This window comes from Anaeromyxobacter soli (assembly GCF_022808855.1).
Taxonomy (GTDB): domain Bacteria; phylum Myxococcota; class Myxococcia; order Myxococcales; family Anaeromyxobacteraceae; genus Anaeromyxobacter; species Anaeromyxobacter soli.
Genome location: NZ_JAKZLF010000029.1, coordinates 51,646 through 74,677 on the forward strand (window position 1 = coordinate 51,646; position 23,032 = coordinate 74,677).

General features: G+C 70.6%; 20 protein-coding genes. 14 read left to right on the plus strand and 6 right to left on the minus strand.

Going from position 1 to position 23,032, the window contains the following annotated elements:
- Positions 1-4: 4 nt before the first annotated feature.
- Positions 5-1,483 carry a helicase HerA-like domain-containing protein gene (locus MLV88_RS17980; protein WP_242338686.1) on the minus strand — a complete coding sequence of 493 codons (1,479 nt, stop codon included), beginning with the start codon at positions 1,481-1,483 and terminating at the stop codon, positions 5-7.
- 9 nt (positions 1,484-1,492) lie between these two features.
- A complete protein-coding gene (locus tag MLV88_RS17985; protein WP_243338256.1) occupies positions 1,493-2,116 on the minus strand; it encodes a LolA family protein in 624 nt (207 codons plus the stop codon).
- A gap of 100 nt (positions 2,117-2,216) precedes the next feature.
- Here MLV88_RS17985 and MLV88_RS17990 point away from each other — a divergent pair, with 100 nt between their 5' ends.
- Positions 2,217-2,516: a hypothetical protein gene (locus MLV88_RS17990; RefSeq protein ID WP_242355617.1), complete on the plus strand. Its 300-nt coding sequence runs from the start codon at positions 2,217-2,219 to the stop codon at positions 2,514-2,516.
- Between the two features lie 20 nt (positions 2,517-2,536).
- Here the strand turns inward: MLV88_RS17990 and amrS are convergent, their stop codons facing one another.
- Positions 2,537-3,610, minus strand: a complete 1,074-nt coding sequence (gene amrS / locus MLV88_RS17995; RefSeq protein ID WP_242355619.1) for an AmmeMemoRadiSam system radical SAM enzyme — start codon at positions 3,608-3,610, stop codon at positions 2,537-2,539.
- A gap of 188 nt (positions 3,611-3,798) precedes the next feature.
- Here amrS and metH point away from each other — a divergent pair, with 188 nt between their 5' ends.
- The 8 genes from metH to MLV88_RS18035 all read left to right on the plus strand — a co-directional run bounded on the left by metH (position 3,799) and on the right by MLV88_RS18035 (position 15,055).
- Positions 3,799-7,251, plus strand: coding sequence for a methionine synthase (metH, locus tag MLV88_RS18000; RefSeq protein ID WP_242355621.1), 3,453 nt, complete (start codon positions 3,799-3,801; stop codon positions 7,249-7,251).
- A gap of 99 nt (positions 7,252-7,350) precedes the next feature.
- Positions 7,351-7,743 (plus strand): GFA family protein, encoded by a 393-nt coding sequence (locus MLV88_RS18005; RefSeq protein ID WP_242338700.1) that lies wholly within the window; start codon positions 7,351-7,353, stop codon positions 7,741-7,743.
- Between the two features lie 476 nt (positions 7,744-8,219).
- A complete protein-coding gene (locus tag MLV88_RS18010) occupies positions 8,220-10,322 on the plus strand; it encodes a DUF4388 domain-containing protein (protein WP_243338258.1) in 2,103 nt (700 codons plus the stop codon).
- Between the two features lie 11 nt (positions 10,323-10,333).
- A complete protein-coding gene (locus tag MLV88_RS18015) occupies positions 10,334-12,253 on the plus strand; it encodes a protein kinase domain-containing protein (protein WP_242338704.1) in 1,920 nt (639 codons plus the stop codon).
- 67 nt (positions 12,254-12,320) lie between these two features.
- Complete coding sequence (locus MLV88_RS18020; protein WP_242338706.1) at positions 12,321-12,644, plus strand: hypothetical protein; 324 nt, start codon at positions 12,321-12,323, stop codon at positions 12,642-12,644.
- A 2-nt stretch (positions 12,645-12,646) separates the two neighbouring features.
- Positions 12,647-13,420, plus strand: coding sequence for a roadblock/LC7 domain-containing protein (locus MLV88_RS18025; RefSeq protein WP_242338708.1), 774 nt, complete (start codon positions 12,647-12,649; stop codon positions 13,418-13,420).
- A gap of 52 nt (positions 13,421-13,472) precedes the next feature.
- Positions 13,473-14,390, plus strand: a complete 918-nt coding sequence (locus MLV88_RS18030; protein WP_242338710.1) for a HAMP domain-containing protein — start codon at positions 13,473-13,475, stop codon at positions 14,388-14,390.
- Positions 14,391-14,410: 20 nt separating this feature from the next.
- Positions 14,411-15,055 carry a hypothetical protein gene (locus MLV88_RS18035; RefSeq protein ID WP_242338712.1) on the plus strand — a complete coding sequence of 215 codons (645 nt, stop codon included), beginning with the start codon at positions 14,411-14,413 and terminating at the stop codon, positions 15,053-15,055.
- Between the two features lie 414 nt (positions 15,056-15,469).
- On the opposite strand, the gene MLV88_RS18040 is transcribed toward MLV88_RS18035, so the two are convergent.
- Together MLV88_RS18040 and MLV88_RS24830 are read right to left on the minus strand one after the other, a co-directional pair.
- Positions 15,470-15,706, minus strand: a complete 237-nt coding sequence (locus MLV88_RS18040) for a hypothetical protein (RefSeq protein ID WP_242338713.1) — start codon at positions 15,704-15,706, stop codon at positions 15,470-15,472.
- A complete protein-coding gene (locus tag MLV88_RS24830) occupies positions 15,706-15,954 on the minus strand; it encodes a colicin D domain-containing protein (RefSeq protein ID WP_374109396.1) in 249 nt (82 codons plus the stop codon). The genes MLV88_RS18040 and MLV88_RS24830 overlap by 1 nt, the downstream gene beginning before the upstream one ends.
- Before the next feature lie 77 nt (positions 15,955-16,031).
- Here MLV88_RS24830 and tnpA point away from each other — a divergent pair, with 77 nt between their 5' ends.
- Genes tnpA through MLV88_RS18060 form a run of 4 tightly spaced genes read left to right on the plus strand, consistent with a single transcriptional unit; the run spans position 16,032 to position 18,976 of the window.
- Positions 16,032-16,418: an IS66 family insertion sequence element accessory protein TnpA gene (gene tnpA, locus MLV88_RS18045; protein WP_242338715.1), complete on the plus strand. Its 387-nt coding sequence runs from the start codon at positions 16,032-16,034 to the stop codon at positions 16,416-16,418.
- 3 nt (positions 16,419-16,421) lie between these two features.
- Positions 16,422-16,817, plus strand: a complete 396-nt coding sequence (tnpB, locus tag MLV88_RS18050; RefSeq protein ID WP_242338716.1) for an IS66 family insertion sequence element accessory protein TnpB — start codon at positions 16,422-16,424, stop codon at positions 16,815-16,817.
- A gap of 19 nt (positions 16,818-16,836) precedes the next feature.
- Positions 16,837-18,375 carry an IS66 family transposase gene (tnpC, locus tag MLV88_RS18055; RefSeq protein WP_242338718.1) on the plus strand — a complete coding sequence of 513 codons (1,539 nt, stop codon included), beginning with the start codon at positions 16,837-16,839 and terminating at the stop codon, positions 18,373-18,375.
- A 37-nt stretch (positions 18,376-18,412) separates the two neighbouring features.
- Complete coding sequence (locus MLV88_RS18060) at positions 18,413-18,976, plus strand: plasmid pRiA4b ORF-3 family protein (RefSeq protein WP_242338719.1); 564 nt, start codon at positions 18,413-18,415, stop codon at positions 18,974-18,976.
- A gap of 549 nt (positions 18,977-19,525) precedes the next feature.
- On the opposite strand, the gene MLV88_RS18065 is transcribed toward MLV88_RS18060, so the two are convergent.
- Positions 19,526-22,936 (minus strand): RHS repeat-associated core domain-containing protein, encoded by a 3,411-nt coding sequence (locus MLV88_RS18065; protein WP_243338260.1) that lies wholly within the window; start codon positions 22,934-22,936, stop codon positions 19,526-19,528.
- Here MLV88_RS18065 and MLV88_RS18070 point away from each other — a divergent pair.
- Positions 22,917-23,032: transposase (locus tag MLV88_RS18070; RefSeq protein ID WP_243338262.1), on the plus strand; the 116-nt coding region annotated here is incomplete at its 3' end. The genes MLV88_RS18065 and MLV88_RS18070 overlap by 20 nt on opposite strands.

The following is a 23,032-nucleotide window of genomic DNA, read 5'->3' on the forward strand; positions in this document are numbered from 1 at the left end:
CGGCTCAGCGCCGGCGGCCCCCGCCGAACATGGAGCCCAGGATCCCGCGCATGATCTCGCGGCCGATCTGGGTCCCCGCGGCGCGCATGGCGCTCGTGGCCATCTTGCCGAGCATGTCGCCGGCCTGGCCGAGCGCGCCCGCGTCCTGCCGTCCGCGCGGCGCACCGCCCGCGGGCCCGGGACGCTCCCCCTCTGCCTCCCGCTCCGTCGCGCGCCGCTGCAGCCGCTCGTAGGCGGACTCGCGATCGACGGGGGCGTCGTAGCGGCCGCGCAGCGGCGAGGCGGCCATCACCTGGGCGCGCTCCTCGGGCGTGAGCGGCGAGAGCCGCGAGCGGGGCGGCACGACGAGCGCGCGCTGCACCGGCGCGGGCGTGCCGCGCGCGTCGAGGAAGGACACGAGCGCCTCGCCCACGCCGAGCTGGGTGATGGCGGCCTCGACGTCGAGGCCGGGGTTCGCGCGGAAGGTCTCCGCCGCGGCGCGCACGGCCTTCTGATCGCGCGGCGTGAAGGCGCGCAGCGCGTGCTGCACCCGGTTGCCGAGCTGGCCCAGCACTGCGTCCGGCACGTCGAGCGGGCTCTGGGTGACGAAGTAGACCCCGACCCCCTTCGAGCGGACGAGCCGCACCACCTGCTCGATCTTGGCGCGCAGCTCGTCCGGCGCGTCCTCGAAGAGCAGGTGCGCCTCGTCGAAGAAGAACACGAGCCGCGGCTTCTCCGGGTCGCCCACCTCCGGGAGCTGCTCGAACAGCTCGGAGAGGAGCCAGAGGAGGAGCGTCGCGTAGAGCTGCGGGGAGCGGACGAGCCGCTCCGCGTGGAGGACCGTCACCTGCCCCCGGCCCGAGAGGTCGGTGCGGAGCAGGTCCTCGAGCGCGAGGGCCGGCTCGCCGAAGAGCCGGTCGGCGCCCTGCGACTCGAGCGCGAGGAGCGCCCGCTGGATCGCGCCGACGCTCGCCGAGGAGACGTTCCCGTAGCGCGCGCGCAGCTCGGCGGCGCGCTCCGTGAGGTGCTCCAGCATCGCGCGCAGGTCCTTCACGTCGAGGAGGAGGAGCCCCCCCTCGTCCGCCACCCGGAACGCCATCTGCAGCACGCCGGCCTGGGTCTCGTTGAGCCCGAGCACGCGCGCGAGCAGCAGCGGGCCCATCTCGGAGATGGTGGTCCGCAGCGGGTGGCCGGCCTCCCCGTAAACGTCGAGGAAGACGACCGGGCTCGCCTCGGGAGTGAGGGCGAGGCCCAGCTCGCGGGCGCGCTCGGCGAGCTTCGGCGAGTCGCCGCCCGGGCGCGCGAGCCCGGAGAGGTCGCCCTTAACGTCGGCGAGGAACACCGGCACGCCGAGGCGGCTGAAGCCCTCGGCGAGGACGCGCAGGGTGACGGTCTTGCCGGTGCCGGTCGCCCCTGCGACGAGGCCGTGCCGGTTCGCGAGCGCCGGGAGGAGCAGGAGCTCCTCGGTGCTCTTCGCGACGAGGATGGGAGCGGGAGGGGCCATCCCCCTTCTTTACCGCTCCGCCCCCGGCGGCGCGATCCTCCGGACGTCCTTCGGCAGCTTGAGCTCGAAGGCGGAGTCGGCGAGCCCGGCGTTGCGCTTCACCTTCTCGAAGCGGATCTCGTTCACGTTGCCGGCCCCGTCCACGACGCGCGTGGCGCGCACCTCGCCGTCGGGGCCCACCGTGAGCGCGATCGACTCGACGCGCGGATCCTCCTCCTTGGGGCGGAGCAGGAGCGCCCCCGCGCCGTCCACCGAGAGGTGGAACTCGCGGGCGAGGTCGCCCTTGCCGAGGAGGAACGTGACCGCCGCGCTCATGGCGGTCGCGTCGAAGTGCTCGTCCACGTAGGCCTGGTTCTCCTCCGGCTCGTACTGCACGAGCCGCGAGCCCTTCACCGCCACGGTCTTCGAGGAGGGCGTCTCGTAGTCCCAGCGCATCATCCCGGGCTTCTTCACCCGGAGCGTTCCGGCGGAGACCTGGCGCCGGCCGAAGCCGGAGTAGGTGTAGGTCTGCTGGAAGCGCGCCTCGAGATCGCGGGTGCGCTCGTAGAAGGTCTGGACCTTCTTGGCGAGCGCGCCCGCGTCCGCGGGGGGCGGGGCGGCGGCGAGGAGCAGGGCGGCGAGGGCGGCGATCATGGTGAGCTAGATAGCAGACGGGCGGCGCGCGGGCGGCATTCACGGCCGCCACCCACACGCCTTGACGGCGCGGGCGCCCCAGGTGATCCTCCCCGGCTCGATGCGCGCCCTCCTCGCCGCCCTCGCCCTCGTCGCGCTCTCCGCCTGCACCGAGCCCTGCCAGGAGCTCGCGAACCGCCTGTGCGAGTGCGCCGGCGGCGGCAGCGCGCGCGACGCCTGCCAGCGGGGCGCGGAGGACCGGCTCTCCTCGGTCGGCGCGGGCGACGCGAAGCAGAAGCAGTGCGACGCCTGGCTCGGCACCTGTCACGCGCCGGAGGGCACGAAGTTCTGCGAGTGGATCAACACCACGGACGCGAAGGCGGCCTGCGGGATCTCGCTCGAGCCTGCCACCACGCCGTAGGCCACGTCCGGGAGGCGCGCTCAGCGCTCCGGCAGCCCCAGCATCACGCGCCTTCCCGCGGTCGGGGCGACCTTCCCCTCCGCGAAGCGCCCGGCGATCCGCTCGCCGCACCCGGCGCAGGCGCCGCCCTTCATCCGCACCGCCCGCACCGCGTGCCAGTCGCGCTCGATGACGCGCGCGCCGCAGCGCGGGCAGTAGGTGGTCTGGCCCTCGGGATCGTGGACGTTGCCGGTGTAGACGTGGCGGAGCCCCGCGGCGCGGGCGATGGCGCGCGCGCGGGTGAGCGTCGCCGGCGGCGTCCGGGGGCGGTCGAGCAGCTTGTAGTCGGGGTGGAACGCCGTGAAGTGCACAGGCACGTCCGGGCCCATGTGCTCCGCCACCCAGTCGGCCAGCCGCCGCGTCTCGTCAGGCGCGTCGTTCAGGCCCGGGATGAGGAGGTTCGTCACCTCCACCCAGACGTCCGTCTCCCGCGCGAGCCAGGCGAGCGTGTCGAGGACCGGCGCGAGGTGCGAGAGGGTGATGCGCGCGTAGAAGTCCTCGGTGAATGCCTTCAGGTCCACGTTCGTGGCGTCCATGTGGCGGAAGATCTCGGCCCGGGCCTCGCCGGCCACGTAGCCGCTCGTCACGAACACGGTGAAGAGCCCGCGCGCGTGTGCCTCGCGGGCGACGTCGATGGCGTACTCCGCCCAGATGATGGGGTCGTTGTAGGTGAAGGCGATCCCCGGGGCGCCGCGCGCGACGGCGAGGTCCACCACCCGCTCCGGCGTCCACGCGTCCTCGGCGGCGCTCGCGTCGAGGCGGGCCTTGGAGATGTCCCAGTTCTGGCAGAAGCGGCACCCGAGGCAGCAGCCCGCGGTGCCGAACGAGAGGACGCTCGAGCCGGGCAGGTAGTGCGCGAGCGGCTTCTTCTCGATGGGATCGACCGCGAAGCCGGTGGAGCGGCCGTAGCCGGCGGTGAGGAGCCGGCCCCCGTGATTCTGGCGGATGAAGCAGAACCCGGCCTGCCCCTCCCCGATGCGACAGGCGCGCGGGCAGAGCGAGCAGAGCACCCGCCCGTCGGCGGCGGGCTGCCAGTGGCGCGCCTCGTGGAGCATGGACGGATCGTAGTCGCCCGCCCAGGACGGGGCAGCGGGCGGGCCGGCGGGGCCTCGCCCGCGGGTCCGCCGGCCCGTCGTCCCGCGGCGCCAGCCGTCCGCGCGCTCGATCGACGCGCATGGCGGTGCTATCAGTCGAGGACGGCCCGCGCCGCTCGCGCGGGCCTGCCATTTTCGAGGACCGCCCCGTGACCTTCCGCGAAGCCATCGACCGCCGCCCCCTCGTGTTCGACGGCGCGATGGGCACCCAGATCCAGCGCCACCAGCTCACCGCCGCGGAGTTCGGCGGCAAGGAGGGCGCGAACGATCTCCTCACCCTCACCCGCCCGGACCTCGTGGAGGACATCCACGCGCGCTACTTCGCGGTCGGCTGCGACGTCGTCGAGACGAACACGTTCGGCTCCTCGCGCCTCAAGCTCGACGAGTACGGCCTCGGGCACCGGACCTACGAGGTGAACTTCCGCGCGGCGATCCTCGCCCGCCGGGCCGCGGAGCGCTTCCACGGCCCGGAGCACCCGCGCTTCGTGGCCGGCTCCATCGGGCCGACGGGCATGCTGCCGTCCTCCTCGGACCCGGCGCTCGGGAACATCACCTCCGACGCGCTGGAGCGGATCTTCTTCGAGCAGGCGAAGGGGCTCGTGGAGGGAGGCGTCGACGCGATCATCATCGAGACCCAGCAGGACATGCTGGAGCTGCGCGCCGCAGTGCTCGCCGCCGACGCCTGCCGCAAGGAGTGCCTGCGCGACGTCTTCATCATCGCCCAGCCCACCCTCATCGACGCGAACGGGCGGATGCTGCTCGGCACCGACGTCGCGAGCGCGCTCGCCACGCTCGAGCGGCTGCCGGTGGACGCCGTCGGGCTCAACTGCTCGACCGGCCCCGCCGAGATGCGGGCCTCGGTGCGCTACCTCGCGGAGCGGTCCTCCCACTACGTCTCGGTCCTGCCGAACGCCGGCATGCCCGAGAACGAGGACGGGCACGCGGTCTACAAGCTCTCGCCGGACGCGCTCGCCGACGCGCTCGCCGGGTTCATCGCCGAGTACGGGGTCGAGATCGTGGGCGGCTGCTGCGGGACGACGCCCGAGCACATGCGCAAGGTCGTCGAGCGGGTGCGCGGCCTGCGCGCGCCGCGCCGGTCCCGGCCGCGGGCCGCCGCGGAGCTGTCGAGCGCCATGAAGGCGGTCCCGCTCGCCATGGAGCCCCGGCCGCTCATCGTGGGCGAGCGGCTCAACAGCCAGGGCTCGAAGAAGGTGAAGGAGCTGCTCCTCGCCGACGACTACGCCGGGCTCGTGCAGATCGCGCGCGGCCAGGTCGACGCCGGCGCCCACGTGCTCGACGTGTGCGTGGCGCTCAACGAGCGCGACGACGAGGGCGCGCAGATGCGCACCCTCGCGAAGCTCCTCGCCCAGTCGGTGGACGCGCCGCTCATGATCGACTCGACCGAGGCGGACGTGGTCGAGGGCGCGCTCAAGGTGTACCCGGGCCGCTGCATCGTGAACTCGGTGAACCTCGAGAAGTCGGGCGAGCGCGTGAAGCGGATCCTCCCGCTCGCGCGGCGCTACGGGGCGGCGGTGGTCGCGATGACCATCGACGAGAAGGGCATGGCCCAGACCGCCGAGCGCAAGGCGGAGGTGGCCCGGCGCACCGTGGCGATCGCGACGGACTACGGGGTCCCGCCGGACAGCCTGGTGTTCGACGCGCTCACCTTCACGCTCGCCACCGGCGGCGAGGAGTACCGCCGGAGCGCGCTCGAGACGCTCGAGGGGATCCGGCGCATCAAGGCGGAGAACCCGGGCGTCCTCACCACCCTCGGCGTCTCGAACGTCTCGTTCGGCCTCGCGAAGGGCGCCCGCGAGGTGGTGAACTCGGTCTTCCTCTACCACGCGGTGCAGGCGGGCCTCGACCTCGCCATCGTGAACCCGAAGGACATCCGCCCCTACCCCGCCATCGTGGAGGAGGAGCGCGCGCTCGCCGAGGACCTCCTCTTCGACCGCCGCCCCGACGCGCTCGCGCGGCTCATCGCCCACTTCGGCGCGAAGGGCGCGCCCGAGAAGGCGGCGGTGGACCCGCTCGCCGGCGCGGGCGGGAAGAGCGCGGAGGAGCGGATCCACCTCCAGATCCTGCACCGCCGCCCGGAGGGCATCGAGGCCCTCATCGACGACGCGCTCACCCGCCGCTCGGCGGTCTCGGTGCTGAACGAGGTGCTCCTGCCGGCCATGAAGGACGTCGGCGACCGGTTCGGCGCGGGCGAGCTCATCCTCCCCTTCGTGCTCCAGTCGGCGGAGGTGATGAAGAAGGCGGTCGCCCACCTCGAGCAGTTCCTCGAGAAGAAGGCCGGCTCGACGAAGGGCACGGTCGTGCTCGCGACCGTCTACGGGGACGTCCACGACATCGGCAAGAACCTCGTGAAGACCATCCTCTCGAACAACGGCTTCACGGTGCACGACCTCGGCAAGCAGGTGCCGGTCGCGACCGTCATCGAGAAGGCGGTCGCCACCAACGCCGACGCCATCGGCCTCTCCGCCCTGCTCGTCTCAACCTCCAAGCAGATGCCGTTCTGCGTGGAGGAGCTCGCCCGGCGGAACCTCGCCTTCCCCATCATCATCGGCGGCGCGGCCATCAACCGGCGCTTCGGCTACAAGACCCACTTCACGCAGGGCGGAACGCCCTACGCGGGCGGCGTCTTCTACGCGAAGGACGCCTTCGAGGGGCTCGAGATCGTGGAGCAGCTCGTCGATCCGGCGAAGCGCGACGCGCTCAAGCACGGGGTGCTGCAGAAGGCCATCGCGAACCGCGACCTGCCGGCCTCCCCGGCGCCGCCGCCCGCGCCCACGAAGCGCGGGTCGTCCGTGGCGGCCGCGCCGCGCGTCCCGGCGCCGCCGTTCTGGGGGCCGCGCGTGGTGCCCGCCGGGCAGATCGCGCTCGCCGACGTGTGGCCGATGCTGGACCTGCCGGAGCTCTTCAAGCTGCAGTGGGGCGTGAAGGCGAAGGGCGAGGAGTACGAGAAGCTCATCCGCGAGGAGTTTGGGCCGAAGCTCGAGGAGCTGAAGAGCGAGGCCCAGGCGCAGGGCTGGCTCGTGCCGAAGGTCGTCTACGGGTACTTCCCCTGCCACGCCGAGGGGAACGACCTCGTGGTGCTCGACCCCGTGCACCGAAAGGCCGAGGTCGCGCGCCTGAAGCTCCCGCGCCAGCCCGACGACCGGAACCTCTGCATGGCGGACTGGTTCCGCGAGGAGCGCGGCTCCGACGTGTGCGCCTTCCAGGTCGTCACGGTGGGTGACCAGGCCTCCAGGATCGCGCACGAGGCGCAGGAGCGGGGCGACTACACCCACGCGCTCTTCCTCCACGGCCTCGCCGTCGAGACCGCCGAGGCGATGGCCGAGTACTGGCACCGCCAGGTGCGGAAGGAGCTCGGCCTCCCCGACGGCCAGGGCAAGCGCTACTCGCCGGGCTATCCGTCCTGGCCGGACCTCGCCGACCAGCGTCAGGTCTGGAAGCTGCTCGAGCCCGACCGGACCATCGGCGTCTCGCTCACCGAGGCGAACCAGATGGTGCCGGAGGCGTCGACCTCGGCGATCGTCCTGCACCACCCGGACGCGATCTACTTCCTCGTGCGCGGGCTGGAGCGGGTGGCGGGGTAGACCGCGGGCCGGTCACATATCGGGACAGAACAGCCGGGCGGAGAGGTTTCGCAGCCGCGCACGTCACTGCCCCCCGACCGGCTCGAGAGGAGACGGAGCATGGACCGATTCACCGGCGGTTGCCTGTGCGGCAACGTCCGCATCGTGGCATCGGGACGCCCGTACCGCGTCGGCATCTGTCACTGCCTCGACTGTCGCAAGCATCACGGGGCCCTCTTCAACGCTTCTGCGGTGTTTCCTCAGGATGCGGTGACGATCGAGGGCGAGACCGGCGACTACGCCGGTCGGTTCTTCTGTCTCCGCTGCGGCTCGTCCGTCTTTGGACGCACCGCAGACGAGGTCGAGGTGAACCTGGGATCCCTGGATGCCCCGGACCAGCTGATGCCGACCTACGAGAGCTGGATCGTCCGTCGCGAGTCCTGGTTGCCGCCGTTTCCGCTCACGAGACGGTACGACCGCGATCGTGGCGGCACGGGTCGCTCCGAGGAATAGGTCGCACCAGGGAATCCGGATAGAGACGTGACCGTCGCGTTCCGCGATTCGGCCGGATCGTTCGCGCGACGGAACTCTGGGTCGGGCGTGCGCGTGCGCGCCGCTGGGTCGGGCGCGTGCGTGTGTCCGCGAAGGTGGGGCGCGGTCGGTCTCTGTGGGACCCGGCTCCAGGAGTTCGGCGCCCTTGGAGCCGATGGGCCCGCGCACGCCGCTCCGACCTGTCGCGCGAGCGAGGGACGGTCTGATATCGACCGATAAACTGGTAGTGAATGGTCGCATTGACATGCTGAAACAGCGCTCCCTAACATCGCGGCGTCTTGTCGCAGGCCGTCGCCCGGTGGCGCGGCACGACCCGGACCCGAGGGAACGATGTTCACGTCCTCGCCAGAGCGCGTTCTCACCGACGAGGCCTTCGCGTCGTCGGGCGACGGGAGCTCGCGGCCCCGGTGCAGCGCCCTCGTTCGGCGAGGCGGCCCATGACGCTCCCGGAGCAGCTCCGCGCCATGCCCGAGGTGCGAGGCGGCCTCCTCGGCGACGCGCGCGGAGCGCTCCTCGACGCGTCGCCCGGCACGCCGGCCGCGGCGGACCTCGCCGCGCAGACGGCCGCGGCTTTGAACGCGCTCACCGCCGCGGGCGAGGCCGCGAAGCTTTCCCGGCTCGAGTCGGTGCTCCTCAAGTGCACGGGCAGCGCGACCGCGATCGCCGCCCGGGCGGACGGGTTCCTCCGGCTCGCGCTCGACCCCTCGAAGGCGACCAAGGCCGTGGAGGCGGCCCTCCACCAGTGGTCGCGCGAGGCCGTCGCGGTGCCCGCCCCGCGGCTCACCCGGCCCACGCCGCCTCCGATCCCTTCGCCGCCCGTCGCGAGCGGCGCCACCGGCGGCCAGGCCGCGTCGGCGTCCGGGCCGAGACTCCGCTCGGCCGAGAGCGACCGCTTCGCGGCCCTGCGCCGCGCGATGGTGCGCGGCCACCTCAGCGAGGCCGTGACGCTCGCGGCCGCGCTCGGCGAGCGTCCGCCCTCTGCTCCGGCGCGCGCGGGGGACGAGCCCGTGGACCGCGACGCGCTCGCCGCCACGCTCGAGAGCCTCCTCGAGGGCGTCGGGAGCATCCTGGCGGGCGATGGCATCGGGGGGGAGCGGGCGCTCCGCGAGCTCACCGTCAGCGCGCAGCCAAACCTCTCCTTCCGCTGGCTCGCCCTCTACTGGAGCGCGCGCGCCGCGCTCAAGAGCGGGAGCCTCCCCTCGGCGCGGGCCCACGTGAAGGAGGCGCTCCCACTCGGACGCCAGCTCGACCTCGAGTCGAGGGCGGTCACGGAGTGGCTCGCGGGCGACGTGCTCTCGCAGGACCGCGACGCGTCGCGCGCCCTCGCCTGGTTCGCCGACGCCCGCGCGCTGTTCGAGCGGCTCGGGGATGCCTGGGGCGCCGCGCAGGTGTCGCTCTCCGAGGCGCGCACCCTCGCCTCGCTGGAGCGCGAGCAGGAGGCCGCCGAGGCGGCCTCGCGCGCGTCGGCGCTCGACGCGGCCTGGGACGAGCCGGCGGTCTTCCTCGCGCGGCGGGCGCTCTTGCGGGATGACGTCGCCGCGGCGGAGAAGATCCTCGAGGCCGTGGAGACGCCGGCCGCCGACCGCGTACGCACCGTGATCGAGGCGATCCGCGGCGACGCCGTCAGCCGCGCGGACGCGAGCGAGTACCTGCGGGAGCACGACGCGCCCCCGAGCGCGCGCGCGATCCAGGCGCTGGGGCGCATCGCGAACGCGTGGCCGCGGTTCGTCCCCGCGCGCGACGCGCTCGCGTGGATGCTGCTCAAGGTCGGCAAGTACGCGGAGGCGGGCAGCGTGTTCCGCGGCCTCCTCGGCCAGCCTCTCGCCCCGGGCGATCGCGCCTCGGTGATGCTCGGGCTCGGGTGCATCTCGCACGCGCAGCGGCCGGCGAGGGGTCCCGCGGCGCTCCGCGCCGTGGTGGCAGCGGCTTCCGTGGCGTCCCCCGCCGCGCCGGCCGCGCCGCGGGAGCCGCCGCCCGTCCCTCAGCTCTCCGGGTCCACCCTCCTCGCCCGCGGCTCGCAGGCGCTCGGCACGCTCGACGCGGTGTTCTCGGGTCGCCTCAGCGTCTTCGCCTTCCCCGACCTGCTCGAGTTCCTCCGCAGCGCCAGGCGCACCGGGCTCCTCGTGTGCAGCAGCGCGCGGGGCGTCGCGGCGCTCAGGCTGCGCGACGGCTGGATCACGGGCGGCGCCTCCCCGGGCACGCCCAGGGTGGGAGAGCTGCTCCTCCGCGCGCGGAAGGTCTCGCCTTTCGCGCTGCACGCCGTGCAGGACGAGCCGGACCCGGTGATCGGCGAGGTGCTCGTGCGCGAGGGCATCGCGGACGCCGCGGCGGTGAAGGAGGCGCTCGAGCAGCAGGTCGCGCTCGCCATCCGCGAGCTCGTCGGCTGGACCGACGGCGAGTTCGCGTTCAACCGCGAGCCGGAGGGAGGCGAAACTTCGGCACAGCTCTCCGTCGCGCTCGATCCCCAGGCGGTCCTGCTGAACGTGTTCAAGGAAATGGACGAGCAGGCCCGCCCCGCCGCGAGCGGCGTGGAGCTCTAGGTCTCCTTCGCATGAACCGGACCTCCCCCACGGACGAGCCCCGCGGTCCCGAGCAGGAGGACCTGACGCGCCTCGTCGGCGTGAAGCTCGGGAACTACCGGCTCGAGCGGCTCATCGGGCGCGGCCGGATGGGGGTCGTCTACCTCGCGAAGGACGAGGCGCTGCTCCGCCCCACCGCCATCAAGATCCTCTCGTGGAGAGTCGCGGACGCGCAGGGCCACGACCCCGTCCAGTGGTTCCTCACCGAGGCCCGCCTCGTCGCGCGGATCAACCACCCGCGGGTGGTCCAGATCTACGGCGCCGCGAGGCACGGCGATCACTGCTACATCGCGATGGAGTACGTGGTCGGCTCCTCCGCCGAGGCCGTGGTCGCGGCGCGGGGGCGGCTCGCTCCGGAGGTGGCGACGGACATCCTCCTGCAGGCCGCGGCGGCGCTCGAGGCCGCTCACCGCTCCGGCGTCATCCACCGCGACGTGAAGCCCGCGAACCTGCTCGTCGGCGACGGCGGCGTCACGAAGCTCGGCGACTTCGGGATGGCCCTCGGCTCGGCAGAGCTGCGCATCGGCACCGCCCACCTGCGCGTCGGCACGCCCTACTACACCGCTCCCGAGATCTGGAGCGGCGCCGCGGCCACGGCGGCCTCTGACATCTACTCGCTGGGCGCGACGTACTTCCACCTGCTCACCGGCCGCCCTCCGTACCCGGGTCCCGACGTCGCGGCGGTCGAGCAGGGCCACCTCCGCGAGCGCGTGCCCGACGTCCGCGCCCTCGTGCCGAGCCTGCCCGCCTCGTGCGCCGCCCTCCTCGCTCGCGCGCTCGCGAAGGCGCCGCGGGAGCGGCACGCGTCCGCGCAGCTCCTTCTCTGGGAGGGGAGGAGGGTGCTGCAGGACATCGCGGCGGCCGGCGGGTCGCCCCGCTCCGCAGCCCCGATGACGGCGCGTACCTCGTCGGCGCGGGCGCAGCCGCCCGCCCCCTCCACTGCCCCGGCGCCGCGCCTCCTCGCGGAGGCGCTCGGGTTCGTCCACCGCCCGTTCGTGGGCGGCGACAAGGCCGGCGGCCCGCGCGGGGGCGAGCCGTTCGCGGCGATCCGGCGAGAGCTCACCGATGCCGTCGGCGACGAGGGACGGCTCCTCGTCGCGCTCACCGGTCCGGGCGAGAGCGGGCGCACCACGCTGTGCCAGGAGCTCGCGCGTGAGCTCGCCGGCGAGCGGCTCACGCTCGTCGTGGCCGCCGCGCCCGGTGTCGATTCACGCGGCCTCGTCCAGGGCATCTGCCGCGCGGCGGGGATGGCGGAGGAGGCGTCCGAGGAGGCCTGCCTGGACGCGCTCGTCGAGCGGTTCGTCGAGGAGCAGCGCCGCCGGGCGACGCCCCTCCTCGTGCTCGACGGCGTGACCGCGGCGCCGCCCTGCGCGGCGGGGGTGGCGCGGGTCCTCGAGGCAGCGCGCTGGTCCGGATCGTTCAAGGTCCTGCTCGCGGGCGCGCCCGGGCTCGTCGAGGCCCTCGCTCGGGGTGGCATCGAGCTCCCCGAAGGGCGCGGCCCGGAGCTCGCGGTGCCGTCCCTCGATCCCCAGGTGATCGGGGCGTACGTGCGGGGCGCCATCGACGCGGCGCTCGCGCGCGGGGCCCCTCCCATCGTGGTCTCGCCGGACGCGGTGCTCCTCCTCGCGCTTCGCTCGGACGGCGTCCTCGGCCGGGTGGACTGCATCGCCGAGAACATGCTGGTGCTCGCCGCCGCGGAGCGGCGCCGCGTCCTCCGCTCGTGGCACGCGTGGGTCGCGTCCGACGAGGAGCGCTGGTCCGAGCGCGCCGCCGCGGCGCTGCCTCGGCAGCCGGACCGCTGGCCGCCGCCCGAGGTCGCCGACGTCATCGACGCGTGCCGCCGTGGCGCGGGCCTTCCTCCCTGGCCGCGGGGAAGGACGTCGCGAACGTGAGGACACCGATGCGAACCAGGCAGTCGCACTGCGGAACGGCCGGCCTTCCGTCGCAAGGAGCGAGCCCATGTCGGACCTGACGCTGATCAGCGGTCTACCCGAGGTGAAGAGCGCCGTGCTCGGCGACCTCGCCGGCACGTTCCTCGACGACGTCGAGGAGCCGGATGGGGAGGGCGTGGCCGCGGTGATGGGGTTCTTCGCGAGCCTCGTCGGCCAGGTGGGCAGCGAGCTCGGCCTCGGCGCCCTCGAGCGCGTGTCGCTCGCGGGCGCGACGGACGCTCACGCCGTTCTCTTGCGCGGCGGCCACGTGATCGCGGCTCGCGTCGCGCGCCCGGCCGCGCTGGCCGCGATCGAGAAGGCCTGGGACGACGCGCTCCAGGGGCGGAGGTGACCATGGACACGATCCTTCAGTCGCTCCTCGACCTCCCCGGCGTGAACGCCTCGCTCGTGTTCGACGCGGACGGGCAGCTCGTCGCCCATCGCGGCCGCACGATCTACGACCGCGACCTGTGCCAGCAGGTGAGCGGCTGGCTCGTGAAGGCCGTGGACGCGGTCCAGCTCCAGCAGGGCGACTGGGAGTCGATGACCGCCCAGTTCGCTGACGGCAAGCTCCTGCTGCGCAGCCTCGGCCTCTCCCGCGACGGGAAGAGCCACGTCCTCGCCCTCGTGGCGGACGCCGCGCTGAACCCGTCGTTCGCGACGGTCGCGATCCGCGTGGCCACGGCCAAGCTGAAGAAGGCCCTCGAGGGCGGGGGAGCGGCGTCCTCGTCGCAGACCCTCGGCGGTTCCGCGGCGCCGCCGCCGGCCGCGTCCTCCTCGGTGCTCCCCTCCGACTCGAAGCCCGTCCTCGCGAACTCCGGGCTGAGCTGGTCGAAGGTCTCGAGCAGCGGCCTCTCGCGGATCGCCGTCGCCGACCCCGCCTCGGCCGCGTTCCTGTCGCGCTGCGCGAAGGAGCTCGCCCGGTACGTGGGGCCGATCTCGAAGGTTTACGTGGAGGAGGGCGTCCACCGCGTCTCCCCGGAGCACCCGTTCGCGCTCGCGGCGTCGCGCGCGCTCGTCGACGACCTCGCCGCCCAGATCGAGGACGCGGCGGACCGCGCCGCGTTCCGCGAAGCGCTCGACGCCGGAGACCGGCTCAGGTTCCGCACGCTGGAGAAGAAGCCCTAGCGCAATTCACCCGCAGGCGGGTCGCCTTGGCGGCGGCCCGGGAGGTGAGTCGATGTCCATCGTTCGATCCGTGCGCGCGAGCCTCGCCGCCACGATCTCGCTGAAGCTCGCCGCGCTCGCCCTCGTCCTCACCGCGATCGCGGCCACCGTCATCACCGTCGGGCAGACACGACGAATGGAGGAGCTCACTCTCGAGAAGGCGCGCGTCGCCGCCTCCCTCGGCGCGCGGCAGTACGGCAGCTTCTTCGACGACGCCATCGACAGCGGCCAGCTCACCGTCGCCGACGTCTTCGACCAGAGCTACACGCCCATCAAGGGATACGACTGGGGCCCGCACCCCAAGTTCCACACGCGCTACGACGCCATGACGGATCGCGCCGTGCTCGTGTTCGAGGACAAGGTCCTCGAGCAGGAGGACTTCGTCTTCGCGGTGGGCGTCGACGAGCGCGGTTACCTGCCCACCCACAACACCCGCTACCAGAAGCCGCTCACCGGAGACGCCAAGGCGGACCTCGTCGGCAACCGGACGAAGCGCATGTTCGACGACCCGGTGGGGATCGCCGCCGCGCGCAACGTGCAGCCCTCGTTCCTGCAGGAGTACCAGCGCGACACCGGCGAGACGATGTGGGACGTGTCCTCGCCCATCTACGTGAAGGGGAAGCACTGGGGAGGGTTCCGGGTGGGCGTGTCGATGGAGCGCATCGGCGCGCACAAGCGCCAGCTCCTCCTGTCGCTGCTCCTCGTCTTCGGCGGCTTCGCGCTCGTGACGATCGGGGCCATGTTCGTCGTCGTGCGGCGGGCGATGCGGCCCGTCGTGGCGCTCACCGAGACGGCCGATCGGATCAGCCTCGGCGAGGCGCTCGACACGCCCATCAAGTCGGACGCGGTCGACGAGATCGGGCAGCTCACGAAGACCATCGATCGCCTGCGCGTCAGCATGAAGGCGGCGATGGCACGGCTCGGCCACTAGGCGCACGAGGAGAATCGACCATGGTGCCCATGTCCCGCACGCGCTTCGCGATCGTCGCCCTCTCGCTGGCGGCCGCCTCCCCGGCCCTCGCGGGCGAGCCGCGCCCCAGCGTGATCCCGGCCACGGTGACGTCCGCCGACGGCCTCACGGCCCAGGAGCGCGAGATGCTCGACCTCGCGACCCACTTCGCCGCGCGCTGCGCCGCGGCCCTGGACCGCTGGATCGACAAGGAGGTCACGAAGGAGCGGCTGTTCAGCTTCCTCTACTACCCGATCCCGGCGACCGATCCCCCGAAGTTCACCACAGAGTGGGACCGCCTCTCCGATCGCGACATCCTCCCCATCGAGGAGAGCGTCCTCGCGAAGTCGGCCGTCATCCAGTTCGCGGTGATGGTCGACCGGAACGGCTACCTCCCCACGCACAACCAGCGCTACTCGCAGCCCCTCACCGGGAACCTCGCGAACGACCTCGTGAACAACCGCACGAAGCGGATCTTCAACGACCGGACCGGCCTCGCCGCCGCGCGGAGCGAGGCACCGTTCCTCATCCAGCGCTACCAGAGAGACACCGGCGAGACCATGGCGGATCTGTCCGTGCCGATCTTCGTCCGGGGGGTCCACTGGGGCGCGGTGCGGATCGGTTACCGCGCCGTCGATTCGCGCTGACGGGAGGCGTCAGCGTGCCGTACGGGCGGCGCCGGTCATCGACCGGCGCCCTCGCCTGCGCTGCCGCCCGCGGCCGTCGCCCAAAACGGAAAACTCCACCAAGAGTTCCAGCATTCGGTCCGTGGGATCGCCGCTATTGCCGCTGGTCCTGGGTGCGAAGGGGCGTAGACCGCCGGAGGCGTGATCATCGCGGTCCGCGATTCGGCCGGATCGGTCGCGCGACGGAACTCTGGGTCGGGCGTTTAGTCCCTGATGGGCGCGCGGGCACCCACTGTCGACGGCGCTCGCCCTCGCGTCACGACGGAGTGGGGCGAGGTGTTACGACTCGCGCATCGCGCTCTCCTTAGTTGAGGGCCGTGAGGATCATCGACCACCAGACGTCCATCTCCGCGCGCTTACCGCCTAACAGCTTGTCTATGTCCCCTCGGAGATCAGACGCTCCCGTGCAGCGGAAACCGCCGCCGCATAGACTGGCTGCAGCGGCTCTGCGAGCGCCCGCTCGAGTTGAGCTTCGACCTCCCAAAGAACCTTCTGCTCTGCCTGATGCTCAGTCGGGAGGCCGCTCCTGCCGTCTTCTCTGCTCAACCACTCGAAAAGGACTAGCGCCTGGTCATGGGTCAACGAGAGCATGACCCCGGATTCGGTCTTCATCAGAAGAGCCTCCCGTTGGTGAGGACGCTTTCGACCTGCTCCGCCCCGAGCCGCCAGCCGCTCACGTAATTTCCAGCGGGGTCGGCAATGACGTTCAGTCCGGTCTGCGGGTCGAGATAGTGGGTGACCGGATTGCCTCGGTACGTGCCCGTAATCGCGCGAACACCGGGCCTGTTGATGTGCTGGTTCAGAAGACCCCACCCAGAGTTCCAGTATTCGGTCCGAGGGATCGCGCTTCGGCCCTGCACGGTAACCGCCCGGGGATCGACGTCTGGCGGGGCTGACCGGCCGGGCTGATGCTCCTCCGTTCACGACGGAGGACGGCATGGCCGAGCAGGATCGGACGCGGTGGACGAAGCTCGTCGCAGACTTCGAGTCGAGCGACCTGACGCAGCGCGAGTTCGCGACGGAGCGCGGGATCTCGCTCAGTCACCTGCGGTACTGGATCTACCGGCTCCGCAAGGAATCGCGTCCGCTCGTGACGGAGGCGGCGAAGTCGTCTGATCAAGCCCCCGCGCAGGGGAGCGCCGAGAAGGGCTCGCGTCTGCTGCCGGTGCGCGTGGTAACGTCCGCGGCGAAGCCGCGGACCACGGTGATCGCGGCGGCCCCTGGCGACGATCTCCTCGAGCTGGCCCTCCCGTCCGGCGTCCGAGTCCGCTTCCCCGCGGGAACGGATCTCAGGTACCTCCGGGCCCTCGCCGCGGCCCTGTAGCCCGTGATCACCATCCCGCGGTCCGTCCGCATCTTCATCGGGAAGAACCCGATAGACATGCGGAAGTCCATCGACGGCCTGATGAGCGTCGTCCAGGAGGAGCTCCGGCAGGACGCCTACTCCGGGCACCTGTTCGTCTTCCTCTCGAGGCGGGCGGATCGGGTGAAGATCCTCGCCTGGGACAAGGGCGGGTTCGTCCTGCTCTACAAGCGGCTCGAGCGCGGGCAGTTCAAGCTGCCGCACATCGGGCAGGACACGATGGCTGTCGAGATCGACTCGACGCAGCTCGCAATGCTGCTCGACGGGATCGAGTTCGGCCGCGTCCGACGTCCCGCGCACTGGGAGCCGCCGTCCCAGGCGGATCGTCCGACCAGCCGTCCCATGGACAAGCCGATCTGATTGTGATCGAACATGGTTGATGGGGAGCGGCGACCACGACTGCGAGTGGCGCGAGCAGGCCGAGAGCCTCGCCATCCAGCTCGACGCCGCCCAGAAGACCATCGCGGCCCAGGCGCAGACGATCCAGGCTCAGAGCGAGTCGCTCTCGACGTTGAGCGAGCAGTTCGCCTCGGTGAAGGACACCGTCGAGAAGCTCCAGCGGCACGTCTTTGGAAAGCGGTCGGAGAAGATCACGCCGCTCGCGACGGCGATCCGCGACCCCGCGCGCGCTGAGGCCGACCGCATCGCGGCCCTGCAGACCCGTCGGGAGAACGCGGAGAAGAAGCGCCAGCTCGTCACCCGCAAGATCGAGCACAAGGTCCGCGAGGACCAGAAGGTCTGCCCGAAGTGCGGCGGGCACGAGTTCTCGAAGCTCGGCGACGGCGCGATGAGCGAGCTCTTCGAGCTCGTCCCCGCCATCGTCGAGCGGCAGCTCCACATCCAGGAGAAGCTGCGCTGCAAGTGCGGCGAGACAGTCATCACGGCGGACGGGCCGACGAAGGTCTTCGACAAGGCGCGCGTCGGCCCGACCTTCATGGCGCAGGTCGCCGTCTCCAAGTGCGCCGACGCCCTGCCGCTCCACCGCCAGGCCAAGGCGTACCGCCGAGTCGGCGTGCAGGTGAACGACTCGACGCTCGGCGACTACTTCCACAGGACCGCCGAGATCACGAAGCCCATCTCCGACCGGCTGCTCGATGTGATCGCGGAGAAGGAGATCGTCCTCGCCGACGAGACATCGCACCGCGTGCAGGCGAAGGGGAAGACGCGGCGCTCCTGGCTCTGGAGCTTCATCGCAAAGGACGAGGACGAGCGTGAGATGATCGCGTACGTCTTCTCGCCGAGCCGCTCGAGTGAGACGCCCGACCGCGTGCTCGAGGGCACCGCGGGTAAGCTCGTCGCCGACGCGTACAAGGGATACGACCGCGTCACCTTGCCGGGCCGGCGCGTCCGGGCCGGCTGTCTCGCGCACGTCCGGCGAAAGTTCTTCGATGGCCAGTCGGTCGCGCCTGACGCCGCGATACAGGCGATGGTCTTCATCCTCGAGGTTTACAGGATCGAGCGCGCCGCACTCGATGCCGATCTCCTCGGCACGCCCGAGCACCTCGAGATGCGCCAGACCGAGAGCCGCGCGGTGATGGAGAACTTCAAGGCGTGGCTCGACGCCGAGCGTCCGCGGCACCCGCCGAAAGGACCGATGGGCGAGGCGATCAGCTACGCGGTAGGCCAGTGGGACGCGCTGACGCTCTTCCTCACCGACCCGCACCTTCCCATCGACAACAACGCCTCCGAGCGCGCGCTTCGTGTCGCCGCGCTCGGCCGTAAGAATTTCCTCTTCGTGGGCACGAACGAGGCCGGCGAGAACCTCGCTGGGCTCTACTCGCTCATCGCAACGTGCGAGGCGAACGGCGTGAACCCGGTCGACTACCTCGCCGACGTGCTCATCCGCGTGCAGACCCATCCGGCCTCGCGGATCGACGAGCTGCTGCCGTACCGGTGGAAACCTGCCGCCCCTCAGTGATTGCCTCGCGGGCGGAGGCCATGTACGCCTGCGGGACATGGCCGCGACGAAGAAGAAGATCTACCAGCTCAAGGTCACGCTCCAGGACACGGCTCCCGCCGTCTGGCGGCGGCTCCTTGTCCCAGCCGAGATGACGCTCGCGAAGTTCCACGCCGTCCTTCAAGACGCGATGGGGTGGACCGATTCGCACCTCCACTGCTTCGAGACTTGGTCGGGTCGCTACGGGATGTTCGGGATCGAGGAGGACGCCGACGACCTCAAGGATGAGCGAAAGGTGAAGCTTGCGGCAGTCCTCCCGAGCAAAGGGGCGCGCCTGCTCTATCGGTACGACTACGGCGACGACTGGGAGCACCTCGTGGACCTCGAGGACGTTCTCGAACCCGATCCTCGCCACCACTACCCGCTCTGCGTTGATGGGAAGCGCGCATGCCCTCCCGAGGACTGCGGGGGCACGACTGGCTACGAGGAACTGTGTCGCGTACTCAAGTCGCCGAAGGACGAGGAGCACGACAGCATCGTCACCTGGCTCGGCGGGTACTTCGACCCGGCGGGCTTCGACGCGAACGCCGTGAATCGGGCCTTCCGCTTCGGTCGGCGATAGCCGTTCGCAGTCAACACGTCGGCCGCCGGGCGGTTACCCTGCACGTCGCGGTCGCTGGCTTCAGTGCAGAAGCGGGCGCAGACCGCCGGAGGCGTGATCGTCGCGGTCCGCGATTCGGCCGGATCGTTCGCCCGACGGAACTCTGGGTCGGGCGTTTCGGGATCCCTTTGGTCACGACCGGCTTCGGCGAGGAGTTACGAATTACGCGTACTCGACGTCGTCGGCAAGATCGTAATCCGTGCCTAGCTTCAGGCGTTTGTCTTGAGAGGCGGATCTGTCCATCCTTACGTCGTGACCCGTGCGAAAGAGCGTGCCGCCGCAGCTTGGGCATGTCTGTGAATCGCTGCTGGGCAATGATACGCGCGAATCGTCGCGTGCTTGTTCGCCCACGACTGACCGAAATACACCGTCAAGGATCCATCCAGACCAGCCGCACGGGTTCTCGCCCAGCGCGCACACGGCGAATGCGAGCCAACAGAAGTCCGGCACTTCTCCGGGGCCGGACTCAATGAGCGTTTCAAAGCGCTTCGGAAGCTTCATAATAGGTGCTCAGGGTACCACGGCATTCACAGGAATAGTGGGCCATAGGGCCGGAAACAGAGACGGCGCGAAACGTACGACACGGTATATCACATAGCCGGCCCCAATCGTAGCTGCCGCTGCCTCTGCTGCCCGTAGGGATTCAGCCCGTTTGAGATCGGGCGAGCCCGGCAGCAGGTTCCCGTATCGGTCCCATCTGTTGTTCGAAGATTCGTCATCCCAGTGTCCGTCTTGCTTTCCCTTGCCACGATCGACACCTGTCCCGTGAGATCGATCGTCCCATGTCACTTTGCGATCACCCTTTCCTTCCCAGTAGCCTTCCGGGTTCCATTTCGGTTTCTTGCCCACCGCCTCCTCTGGCGGACCTTCATCCGGCCATTTGCCGGGCGGCGATTTTCCGGGTTTCCTTGCCTCGAACGTGGTTGGAATCCTAGACGCTCCATTAGTGCTCGTCGCGCGGACTGACGATGTCCCTTGCTCCCGACTGGACGGTGCGGCCGCAGGCTCATATTCCACGGAGCCCTGCTCGCTCTGAAGCGCGATCTGCTGCGCGAACTTTGCGCGGCTTGCCGTGTCCCCTGGGAATTGAGCGTCGTAGCAGGCGGTCACCGTCAAACGTCCTGTGTTGTTATCCCGCTCGACGACTCGCCACACGCTCCCATCCTGGATTATCGAGACCGTCATCGAAGGGGCGCTCTCAATTGCTGCGAGGCCCGTCGGGTCTGACGAGTTGACTGGGTCGCCGGCGACGTATGCGTACCTGAGGCGGTCGACAATGTCAGACTGTATAAACAATCGCGCCTTGGTGTCATAAACACGAGTCTTCAGATAAATGAGCGATCCGCTTAACAATAAAGCATTGGTGTAACCCAGCTCTGAGCGCGTCGCCTCGGTCTCGTTCGTTACTGCATCGAGGGCACCATATGCGTCGTAGCGGTACGCCGCCCCCACAACTCCGCCGCTGAGGCTCGTCGCGATCACCGTCCCGAGGCGCGTCCGGTAGTAGTAGAGCGTCCGCGACGGCTTCACGCTCGCGATCCGCGTCCCCGCGAAGACGACGTGGGCGTCCAGCTCGACCGTTGACAGTTGCGGCGTGCAGCTCGCGCCGCACCCCGGCGCGCCGCGCGCGGTGACCGTTGCGTACTCGCCGACATAGAAAACGAAGCGCTCGCCGATCTGCCGGTACAGGAGCTCGCCGCCTGGAGCGTAGTACAGGTTCTCGCTCTCTCCGGCGCTCCGCGTCACGGACGTGAGGTGGCCGAGGAGATCGTACGCGTACGCCGTCGTCCCAGCGCTCGTCGGCGGCACGGTACCGGACGACGTCATGGCCACGGCCCGGTCCAGCAGCTCTCCGGAAGACGTCGACGCGTAACCGTACCGCTCCGTCCAGGAGTAGTCCGTCCGCGCGTTCCCGCTCGATGCATCGCGAGTTGTGGCGATGCCATCGAGATTGCCGATGCCGTTGAACACGAACGCCGCCGTCCAGTCCTGCGTCAGGTCGCCCACCGTGCTCGTCGGTGTCGCCATCGCGTTCTGCAGCCGGCCGCTCGAGAGATACGCGTTCTGGTACCTCGTCCCGGTCGCCGCGTCCGAGTAGCTCGCGAGCTTCGCGCCGCGGTACGTCGCGTCCACCGCGTCGGTGCGGTAAATGTCCTTCTGCGCTTCGAGTGACGTCCCGACGCAGCTCACGTCGTTCGAGAACCGTTTGCACTCGCGAACGAGCGCTCCGCTGTTCGCTCCGTACACGCGCGCGCTCACCACGCGGCCGTCGTCCGCCCTCATCACGGGCACGCGCCCGAGCGCATCGTACGCACCGTAAACGTTCGTACCCAGGACGGCCTCGTAGATCTTCGCCGACGTCCCAGCGATGTCCGTCCCCCCGCAGTCTGCGCGGTACGAGCCCGACAGCACCACTGGGCGCCCAGCGGAGTCGTACTCGACCTTGTAGCGGAAGATCCGGGAGGCGTCGAACGGGTTCACGACGCAGGAGTCGAGCACACGGCCGTCCGCCCCGTAGGTCGAGTTCACCGTGAAGCGCTTCGACTGGCCGAGCGGCCCGAACCACTGGTCTCGGCGGGACACGCGCCCCGCGTCGTCGTACGCGTACGCGACGAAGGTATTGCCGTCTCCGTCGAGCGTCCAGGAGAGCTTTCCGGACACGAACGTGTAGTCGGGCCCGTAGCCCGTGTCGTAGTGGTTCTGGGCGAGCACTCGCTCCGTCGTGACGCCTCCCGGATACGTGACCTCGCGGACCTCCGTCACGCGCCCGAGACCGCCCGCCCCGTACACGTAGGCGATTCCTTCCTTTGTGTTGGGGTCCTTCGTGACGAACGAGAGCCTGCCTGCCTCGTCATACGTATTCGTCTGCGCGACGGTCGGGAAGTTCGCGTCCCAGGTCTCGACGACCTGTCCCGCGAGGTTGTACTTGATCGTGCTCACCGGGATAGGCGTTCGGATGCTCCGCGATGCGCCTTCGCGCCACGAAGCGACTTCCCTCCCCATCACGTCCCGCTCGATCCATGTGAAGTTACCGTCGCCATCGATCGAGCCGAGTTGCTCACCCCCAGGACCGGCGAGCGTCACGCGAGGCGTCGAGCCTCCGATCGCGTTCACGTCCGGGGGGATCACCTCCGTCGCGACGTAGAGGCCGTAGGTACCGCCGGAGATCGTTCGGATCGTCGTCCGGGTCTCCGTCGCGAGTCGGAACCGCGACGTGTTCGACGAGTCGGAGACGCAATCCGCCGCCGGCCCGGGCATCTTCCCGCCCGTGATGACCTGGTACGAAGTGCACCAGGCCGCTCCGCGTCGCGTGTAGCCGAACGAGGCGAGCTCGTCGTCGTACGTCGTGATCGTCGCTCGCACCACGGGGACGGCCCCGTCCACGGTGTAATCCACATAGGATTCGCCATCCGCATAGAACGGTTCGAGCGACGCGCGCTCGCGGCCGGCGCCGTCCAGCACGAGAGCCTTTGAGACCTTGACACCACGGACCGCCTGGTTCACCTGGGCTGCGGCATCCGCGGCTCCGCCAGGTGCGCCGCCGAGGCGCTCCCGAACCTGGATGACGCGGCCCAAGCCGTCGCGGTACACGGTCGACTTCATGACGTCGTCGGAATCGGTGAACCCCTCAGTCGTGGAGAACGCCTTGGCCACCGCGAACCGATACGTCTCGACTGCGCGAGGCATCACCGAGTCGAGGTAGCGCGTCACCTCCACGACGGAGGAGCTGCCGCTGGCGCGGGGGACATAGGCCGCCGTCGAGGCGTCGGTACTCGTAGCGAACGGCTGCTTCGACACCGCGACGGTCCGACCGAACGCGTCGTAGAGGTAGTACCGATGACCTGCCCCCCGAAAACTGGACGGGTCGAAGCGTGAGTCCTCTACTGATCGTGGAGGACGGATGCGGAAGAGCAAGTTCACCGACGAGCAGATCATCAAGGTCCTGAAGGAGGTCGAGGCGGGCGCCAAGGTGCAGGACGTCGTGCGCCGCCTCGGCATCACGGAGACGACCTTCTA